The following is a 9,018-nucleotide window of genomic DNA, read 5'->3' on the forward strand; positions in this document are numbered from 1 at the left end:
GGCAGACCCTTCTCGCTTCGGTTGGCCCGTCATCGATCTGGATGCGATGGCGGGTCGACGGCGGGAGTGCCGGCGCCGACGTCGTCGCAAGGGGCCGTGAGCTCGTGACCGGACCTGAGCAGGGCGGCTCGCTCGCCGTGACGCAACCGGTCGGGGGCGGGCGCATGCAGCTCTGGGACCTGGAGATCGATGTCGCCGTCGGGGGAGAATCCGACCTGATCGTTCCCCTCGGTTCCGGTGTCGTCGCCCGCTACGAGCAATATGACGGAACGGGCGAGCCGCGGCTGGAGCGCATCGCGACGGGCGAGGAGATACCGCTCAGCATCCCCGGGTTTCCGGCGAAATTCGAAGTCGCCCCCGGCTCCTGGGCGGCTCCGGCCTTCGCATGGTGGCCGGAGGGCAAGATCGTCGCGTTCGACCCCTCGACCGGACAGCCGCTGGGGCCTCCCCTGGCCATGCCGAGCGAAGTCGAGAGGTACGAAGCGGTGAGCGAGTCGCCCGACTCCACTCGTGCAGTGGTCACCTGGTTCACCCCGACTGGGGGCCCGCCGGAGACCGCCGTGTTCGACCTCACGACCGGGGCGCTCTTGGTCCGGGGCCTGTTTGGCCTCGACTTGAGCCTTGCGATCGACGACGATCAGGTGGTGGGGATCGCCAATCACTCCGCGCGCCGATATGACATTCGTACACTCGAGCCGACCTCCGCGCTCGCCAGGGCGGTCGGCGCGGGCTTCTATACCTCGGCCAGCGCCGACGGTCGCACCTTCTTGAACGTCGGCGCCAACAACGCGATCACGCTGTACGACCTCACTGCGGGCATCCCTCTCGCGTCACCGCTGGACAGTCCGGCCTCGACTTTGCGACTGCTCGAGGGACTCCAATCCGCAGTGCGCGCGCCGGGCGGCTACCTCACCGCTGATGGCGAGATGCTGCTCGAGGCGCTCCTCGACGGCATCGCCGTCTGGGACCTGCGCCCCGAACAGCAGGCAGCCAAGGCCTGCGCTCTCGCCGGACGCGAACTGTCGGTCGAGGAGTGGTCGACATACTTCCCCGGCGAGGTGCAGATCGACACGTGCGCAACGCTGGCGGACTGATCGGCTGAGTCCGACCGTCGTGTGGAGTCGACGAAGCGTGCACGCGCCTCAATCGCGCACCTGCACACACACGAGGTGATATCCGCCTGCAGGGTGCTCCGTGACGTGATGGCTGAGGCAGTCGGGCGACGGCAGCTGCCCACCACGGATCGCCCGATCGATCTCCTCGGCGACCCGATCGGCGGGTCGACCGCCGTACCGCTCGATCAGCATCCGATCGAGCGGGCGCGGGGCTGTCACGCCAACCGGTGCCGGTGCCGCGGGGGCCGGTGCGGTTTGGCAGGCGGTGAGCCCGATCGCGCCGGTGGTCCCCAGCAGAACGATGGCAAGAGCGCGACCTGCTCGGTGGCCGATGATGTTCATATTCATTTCAGTTCTCCTTCATCAACCGGCCGCTGGTCGGCCGTCGATACCCACGTTGACGGGAGCGGATATCCAGATCCGGACTGGTCGATATCCAGCTGATATCCGTCTCCGCCCGCACTGTTGACCGCGCCTTCTCGCGGGTCGACACTTCAGTCATGGTGCTCAAGGTGCTGGGCCCTCTCGACACTGGGACTGCGCCGCTCAGCCCTCGCGAGCGGGCGATGCTCGCGGCGCTGGTCGTGCGCCTCGGCAGCACTGTTCCGCCCGGCGACCTCGCGGAGGCGTGGTGGGGTGAGGTGCCGCCCCGCACCTGGGAGCAGCAGGTGCGCAACTCGGTCGCTCGCATCCGCTCACGACTCGGTCGTGACACCATCGAGACGGTCGGGTGGGAGTACCGGCTCGCAATGGACCCCGACACTATCGACTCCGTGCGCTTCGAGCGTCTGGTGTCGGCCGCTCGCGGCCACGAGCTGCGCGGGGAGCACGACCGCGCAATCGACGTCTACACACGTGCCCTCGCGCTCTGGCGCGGTGCGGCTCTGCAGGATGTCGCGAACTGGCAGCCCGGGGTCGTCGAAGCGCTCCGGCTGCACGAGATCCGCACGAGCGTGGAAGAAGAGCTGTTGGACGCGCGCCTGGCGACCGGCGAGCACCGCTCACTCATCGCGGACGCTGAGCGTCTGCTGCGCGAGGAGCCGCTGCGCGAGGAGCGTTGGGCGATCGTCGCGCTCGCGAACTACCGCGCCGATCGGCAGGCTGAAGCGCTCGCTGTGCTGCGAGCCGCGCGCGAGCGGCTCGCCAACGAGCTGGGGATCGAGCCCGGCCCCCGGCTCGTGGCCCTCGAGCTCTCGGTGCTGCGCCAGGATCCCGACCTCACCGCGCCCTCGCCCGCCCTTGCGGTCGCCTCGCTCTGCCCCTACCCCGGTCTGCGGGCCTTCGGCCCTGACGATGCCGATGTGTTCTTCGGACGCGAGGCCGACGCGGAGTCGGTGCTGGAGCGGGTGAGCCCCGGCACCGTCGTCACGATCGCGGGCGCCTCCGGCACGGGCAAGTCGTCGCTACTCCTCGCGGGAGTCCTGCCGCGCCTCCGCGCGCGCGGCCGGCACGTCGAGGTCGTGCGACCCGCGTCTGGTGGCGCCGATGCTCTGCGCGGAGCCGATGCGCGTGCGAACGTGCTTGCGATCGACCAGGCGGAGGAGGTGCAGGGACTGACGGATGCGCAGCGGGAAGCATTCGCGGAGACCGCTCGCGCCTTTCTCGACGGCGGCGGGACGATCCTGATGACGGCGCGTTCGGACGCGCTCGACCGCCTCCGCGGGATGCCCCTCATCGGAGATGCGATCGGACGCGGCGTGTACCTGCTCGGCCCCCTCTCCGCCGTCGCGTATCGCGGAGCCATCGAAGAGCCCGCACGCCGTGCCGGGCTCACCCTCGAGCCCGGGCTCGTCGAGCTTGCCGTGCGCGACGCCGGGGACCGGGCATCCACCCTCCCCCATCTCTCCCATGCGCTCCAGGAGACCTGGGCACGGCGGGAGGGGTCGACACTGACGGTGGAGGGGTACCGCACGTCCGGCGGCATCCCCGGGGCGATCGCACAGTCCGCCGAGCGGGTCTTCCGCTCCCTGCCCCCGCAGGAGCAGGAGATCTGTCGCTCCCTTATGCAGCGGCTCCTCGACCGCAGCGCAGATGGCACCTCGACGCGTCGACGCGTCCCAGCTGACCCGCTGCTGGCAGAGGCCGGCCGTCGCCGAGTGCTCGAGCAGCTGACCCAGTCGCGTCTCGTGACACTTGATGGCGACGCCGTCGTGATCGCGCACGAGGCCGTCGCCACGGCGTGGCCGCGCCTCGACGCGTGGCTCGAGGAGGATGCGGAGGGCGCGCGCACGCTGCGGGCCGTCGAGTCCGCGGCGGCCGCGTGGCAGGCCGGAGGGCGCGATGACGACGACCTGCTGCGGGGCGCCCGGCTCCACAGTGCGCTCGACTGGCGAGACACGGCACACCCCGACCTGACCGGGATCGAGGACGATCTGCTCATCGCATCCGTCGATCGGGAACAGGGTCAGCTGCGGGATCTCTCCGCGCGCGCGACCCGGGACCRCACGCGCAACCGCGTCCTGGGAGCCGCGCTCGGCGGCGCGGGGATCCTCCTCGTGGCCGCCATCGTCGCGGGCGGCATCGCGGCCGTCCGCGGTCAGGAGGCCGCGGTCTCCGCCGAGGATGCCCGCACCGAGGCGCTCGTCGCGACCTCGCTCGCCCTGCGTACGTCGGATCGCGAGCTCGCGGCGCTGCTCGCGGCCGAGGCCTACCGTCGCTGGCCGGACGACGCGCGAGTGCGCTCGGCCCTGTTCGGTACGATGACCGCTGCGCATGGGCTTGTCGACACCCACCACCTGGATGATGCGACGTGGTCGGTCATGACCTTCATTCCTGACACGGGTACCCTCATCCGCGTCGCGGAGGTGCCAGACGCCGCGACGATCGAGATCGTGGATCCMTCGAGCGAGACCGTCATACGGAGCTTCGACGTGGATCTGCCGGCCCCCACGCTGTACGGCCGAAACCTCAGCGTCAGCCGCGACGGAACCGTGGCCGCCATCCAGACCGCACGGTTCGTCGATTCCGAGGACCTCACGACATGCTGCTGGAACCAGCTCACCTTCATCGACCTTGCGTCGGGAGAGGTTCTGCCCGGGTCGCAGCTGCTGAAGATGCGGACAAGCGACGTCATGGACCTCGGCGAGGACGGATCCGTCGTGTACCTGCAGCATCCGGTCACGGGCGATCTCGTCGCTGTCGACACCCGCACCGGAGAGGTCCGGGCTTCGGCCGCGGGCGCCTTCGACGACTACACCGGAGTCGGCGGCAGACACGGGTCGGTCACCGTCGTCGACCGCGAGCGGGTGGCGACGAGCATGGGTGACCGCATCGACGTCTTCGACCGCGACACTCTCGGCATTCGCACCACGATCCCTCTCGGTGACGATCAGGAGGCATTTTCACTCCTCGCGGACGGCGCCGGGGGTGTGCTTGTGGGCCTCGCGGCCGAGCTCCTCCGAGTGCGGATCGATACGGGTGCCGTGGAGTGGCGCCGCCCTCTCCGAGCTTCCGAGTCGTGCTGGGGTCTGATCGTCACGCCGCGCGCGACCATCGCCTGCTCCTCTTTCGTCGCGGTCACCGAGTTCGAGCTCTCAACCGGGCTGCCGACCGGAAAGGCGATCGAAATGCAGCTCGACACCCTCCCCGACATCGGCGTCCTTGATGACGCGACGCTTCTGCTCTCTTCGGCGGGCTACAGCCTCTGGATGCGCTGGCGCATCGACGGGAGCGGCGCCGGCTCGCGAATCGTCGCGGCGGGGACTGTCGCCGCGGGCGGGCCGGATCGCGACGGCGGGTTCGTCTCCGCGCGACCTGTGGCAGGCGGACCCTCCCAACTGTGGAACCTCGATTCCGATGCCGCGGGCGGCACAGAGTCCGACAGCCTGGTGCTGCTCGGCGCGGGCATCGTCCAGCGGTGGGACGAAGGCGTGGGATATCGACTCGAGGACACCGCTACCGGAGAGGTCTTCCCCTATCGCATTCCGGGGCTACCCGAAACCTTCGACCTGATCCCGGCTGGCTTGGGGCGGTTGGCGTTCGTCGAGTTCGAGGGACGGCTCGTGGCGTTCGATCCCGCAACCGGCGAAGCCGTTGGGGAGCCGATGAGCGTGCCCGGTTGGCGCGTCGACGAGGCGCGCTCTGCGAGCACCACTCCCGACGAGAGACGAGTCGCGTTCACCTGGTGGGACGGCGAGCGCAATGCCACCGAGACGGTGGTGTTCGATGTCCTGACCGGAGAGCCCCTCGTGAGCGGCCTTTCTGGCGTCGACGAGACGCTCGTCGTCGGGCCGGACGAGCTCATCGCCGTCACTGCCCAGACGGTACAGCGCGTCGCGCTGGAGACGCTCCGGCCCCGCTCGAGTCTTGCCCGCTCCACGGGCGGCAGCCAGGCACTGGACGTCAGCCTCGACGGACGTACCCTCCTGAACGTGGGCTGGAACAATCGGCTGACGCTCTACGATCTCACTCGCGACATCGTGCTCGGCGAGCCGGTCGATGCGAGCGGTACGGTCGTGCGCGGCGGATACCTCACCGCCGACGGCGAGACTCTGGTCACGGCGCTGACCGACGGCATCCTGCTCTGGGATCTTGTTCCCGAACATCAGGCGCTCGCCGCGTGCGACCTGGCGGGCCGTGAACTGAGCCAACAGGAGTGGTCGACCTACTTCCCGGACGAGCCTCAGGTCGCCACCTGCGGGGCGCTCGCCGGCTGACCCATGCCGAGAGCCCGGCCCCCTTGTAAGGGGCCGGGCTCCGTTGGCTTGTTCAAGCCTCACTCAGCGGATCGCCGAGAGTCTCAGACTTCGCAGGAAGCGGCCGAGTTCACAGCATCCGGCGAATAATCTGCGGAGTTCGCGCGAATCTGCGAACTCTGGGAGGTCAGCGCGCGGCTGAGCCTTCCACGTAGTCCTCGTCGGTCTGCTTCCAGGCGAAGAGGGCCCGCAGCTCCTTGCCGACCTCTTCGATCGGGTGCTGGGCGCCMTTCTCGCGGAGCGCGTAGAACTCCGGTGCTCCGGCATCCTGATCCGCGATGAAGCGCTCGGCGAACGCGCCGGACTGGATGTCGGCGAGCACAGCCTGCATGTTCTCCTTGACGCGCGGGTCGATGACGCGCGGGCCGGAGACGTAGTCGCCGTACTCGGCGGTGTCGGAGACCGACCAGCGCTGCTTGGCGATGCCGCCCTCCCACATCAGGTCGACGATGAGCTTGAGTTCGTGCAGCACCTCGAAGTACGCGATCTGCGGCTGGTAGCCCGCTTCGGTGAGGGTCTCGAAGCCGTACTGGACGAGCTGCGAGACGCCGCCGCACAGGACGGACTGCTCGCCGAACAGGTCGGTCTCGGTCTCTTCGGTGAAGGTCGTCTTGATGACGCCGGCGCGCGTGCCGCCGATGGCCTTGGCATACGACTTCGCGAGGTCCCAGGCCTGGCCCGAGGCATCCTGCTCCACGGCGATGATGTCCGGGATGCCGCGGCCCGCGACGAACTCGCGTCGCACAGTGTGACCCGGCGCCTTCGGGGCGATGAGGATCACGTCGACGCCCTCGGGCGCCTGGATGTAGCCGAACCGGATGTTGAACCCGTGCGCGAACGCGAGGGTCTTTCCGGGGACGAGCTTGTCCTTGATGTGATCGTTGAAGATGCCGCGCTGGTGCTGGTCCGGCGCGAGGATCATGATGAGGTCGGCCCACTCGGCGGCGTCGGCGACCGACTTCACCTCGAAGCCTTCGTCCTGGGCCTTCTCGGTCGACTTGGAGCCCTCCTTCAGGGCGATGACGACCTCGACGCCCGAGTCGCGCAGGTTCTGCGCGTGCGCGTGGCCCTGCGAGCCGTAGCCGACGATCGCGACCTTCTTGCTCTGGATGAGCGCCAGGTCGGCGTCGGCGTCGTAGAAGAGTTCAGCCATTTCGTATTTCTCCTTGATGTGGTTCTGACAGGGAGCCGGTCCCTGAGTTTGGGGAAGGTCAGCCGCGCAGGACGCGTTCGGTGATGCTCTTGCCGCCTCGGCCGATCGCGAGCAGGCCGGACTGGGCGAGCTCCTTGATGCCGAACGGCTCGAGCGCCCGCAGCAGGGCATCGACCTTGCCGTGGTCACCCGTCGCCTCGATCACCAGGGCGTCGGGCGCATAGTCGACGACCGATGCACGGAAGAGGCTCACCACTTCGAGCACGCTCGAGCGGTTCCCGTTGTCGGCGCGCACCTTGACGAGCACATGCTCCCGCTGCACCGACGACGAGAGATCGAGTTCCACGATCTTGATGACGTTGATCAGCTTGTTCAGCTGCTTCGTCACCTGCTCGAGCGGCAGCTGGTCGACGTCGACGACGACAGTGATGCGGGACAGCCCCGGCACCTCGGTGACGCCCACGGCGAGGGACTCGATGTTGAACCCGCGGCGGGCGAACAGCCCCGCCACACGGGTGAGAAGTCCGGGCTTGTCCTCCACGAGGAGGCTCAGCACGTGAGTCGACATGTCCTCAGTCCTCCTGGTCGAACGTGGGCGCGTGGTCGATTGCGTACTGGACGTAGCTGTTGCTGACGCCCTGCGGCACCATCGGCCAGACCATGGCGTCGGCGCTCACAACGAAGTCGATGACGACCGGCCGGTCGTTGGTCTCGAGGGCGAGCTTGATCGCGGCATCCACGTCCTCCTCCTTCTCGACGCGGATCGCGAGGCAGCCGTAGGCCTCGGAGAGCTTGACGAAGTCCGGGATGCGGACCGTGCCGTGGCCGGTGCTGAGGCTCGTATTCGAGTAGCGCCCGTCGTAGAACAGGGTCTGCCACTGCCGCACCATGCCGAGCGACGAGTTGTTGATGATCGCGACCTTGATCGGAATGTTGTTGAGCGTGCAGGTGGCGAGCTCCTGATTGGTCATCTGGAAGCAGCCATCGCCGTCGATCGCCCACACGACGCGGTCCGGCTCGGCAACCTTCGCCCCCATGGCGGCCGGCACCGAATAGCCCATCGTGCCGGCGCCGCCGGAGTTGAGCCACGAGTTGGGACGCTCGTACTTGATGAACTGCGCCGACCACATCTGGTGCTGTCCGACGCCGGCGGCGAAGATGCCCTCAGGCCCCGTGAGCGCGCCGATCCGCTGGATCACGTACTGCGGCGACATCAGCCCATCGCTCGGCTGGGTGTAGCCGAGCGGGAACTCGTCGCGGAGGCCATCGAGGAACGACCACCACTCCCCCGTGTCCGGCTTGCGGCCTGCGGCGGCAGTCCGGTAGGCGGCCTCGAGGTCGACGAGCACGTCCTTCAGATCGCCGACGATGGGCACTTCGGCCGCACGGATCTTGCCGATCTCGGCAGGATCGATGTCGACGTGGATCACCTGGGCGTTCGGCGCGAAGAGCGCCGCCTTGCCGGTCACCCGGTCGTCGAAGCGGGCTCCGAGCGACACGAGCAGGTCGGCTTCCTGCAGGGCGAGGACCGCGGGCACCGTGCCATGCATGCCGGGCATGCCGAGGTGCTGCTGGTGGGAATCGGGGAAGGCGCCGCGGGCCATCAGCGTGGTGACGACCGGGGCACCGGTGGTCTCGGCGAGTGCGAGCAGCTCGGCGGACGCCTTCGAGCGGATGACGCCGCCGCCCACGTACAGCACGGGCTTCTTCGCGTCGGCGAGCAGCTGGGCCGCGGCCTGGATCTGCTTGCCGTGCGCCTTCGTCACCGGGCGGTAGCCGGGCAGATCGATCTTCGGCGGCCAGACGAACGGCGCCTCGGCCTGCTGTGCGTCCTTCGTGATATCGACGAGCACCGGGCCGGGGCGCCCAGTGCCGGCGATCTCGAATGCGGACGCGATGGCGGACGGGATGTCCTCGGGGCGCTTGACCAGGAACGAGTGCTTCGTGATCGGCATCGTGATGCCGACGATGTCGGCCTCCTGGAACGCGTCGGTGCCCATGAGGTTCGAGAAGACCTGACCGGTGATGCACACGATCGGCACGGAGTCCATGTAGG

6 protein-coding genes are annotated in these 9,018 nt (G+C 68.7%); 2 read left to right on the forward strand and 4 right to left on the reverse strand.

The window, feature by feature from the left end:
• A partial coding sequence (locus AC1DVT_RS14790; protein ID WP_477389787.1) for a WD40 repeat domain-containing protein occupies positions 1–1,094 on the forward strand: 1,094 nt, incomplete at its 5' end.
• A gap of 48 nt (positions 1,095–1,142) precedes the next feature.
• Here AC1DVT_RS14790 and AC1DVT_RS14795 read toward each other — a convergent pair.
• The gene (locus AC1DVT_RS14795; RefSeq protein ID WP_477389788.1) at positions 1,143–1,463 is read right to left on the reverse strand and encodes a hypothetical protein; all 321 of its coding nucleotides are present in this window, start codon (positions 1,461–1,463) and stop codon (positions 1,143–1,145) included.
• A gap of 152 nt (positions 1,464–1,615) precedes the next feature.
• Here AC1DVT_RS14795 and AC1DVT_RS14800 point away from each other — a divergent pair, with 152 nt between their 5' ends.
• Complete coding sequence (locus tag AC1DVT_RS14800; protein WP_477389789.1) at positions 1,616–5,770, forward strand: nSTAND1 domain-containing NTPase; 4,155 nt, start codon at positions 1,616–1,618, stop codon at positions 5,768–5,770.
• Positions 5,771–5,936: 166 nt separating this feature from the next.
• Here the strand turns inward: AC1DVT_RS14800 and ilvC are convergent, their stop codons facing one another.
• The 3 genes from ilvC to AC1DVT_RS14815 all read right to left on the reverse strand — a co-directional run.
• Positions 5,937–6,962 carry a ketol-acid reductoisomerase gene (ilvC, locus tag AC1DVT_RS14805; protein ID WP_477389790.1) on the reverse strand — a complete coding sequence of 342 codons (1,026 nt, stop codon included), beginning with the start codon at positions 6,960–6,962 and terminating at the stop codon, positions 5,937–5,939.
• 58 nt (positions 6,963–7,020) lie between these two features.
• Entirely contained in the window at positions 7,021–7,530 is a 510-nt protein-coding gene (ilvN, locus tag AC1DVT_RS14810) for an acetolactate synthase small subunit (protein ID WP_457098781.1), read from the reverse strand.
• 4 nt (positions 7,531–7,534) lie between these two features.
• Positions 7,535–9,018 (reverse strand): acetolactate synthase large subunit (locus tag AC1DVT_RS14815; RefSeq protein ID WP_477389791.1); only part of this gene is annotated, 1,484 nt, incomplete at its 5' end.

The sequence above is a fragment of the Microbacterium sp. P2_F9 genome (assembly GCF_056403635.1).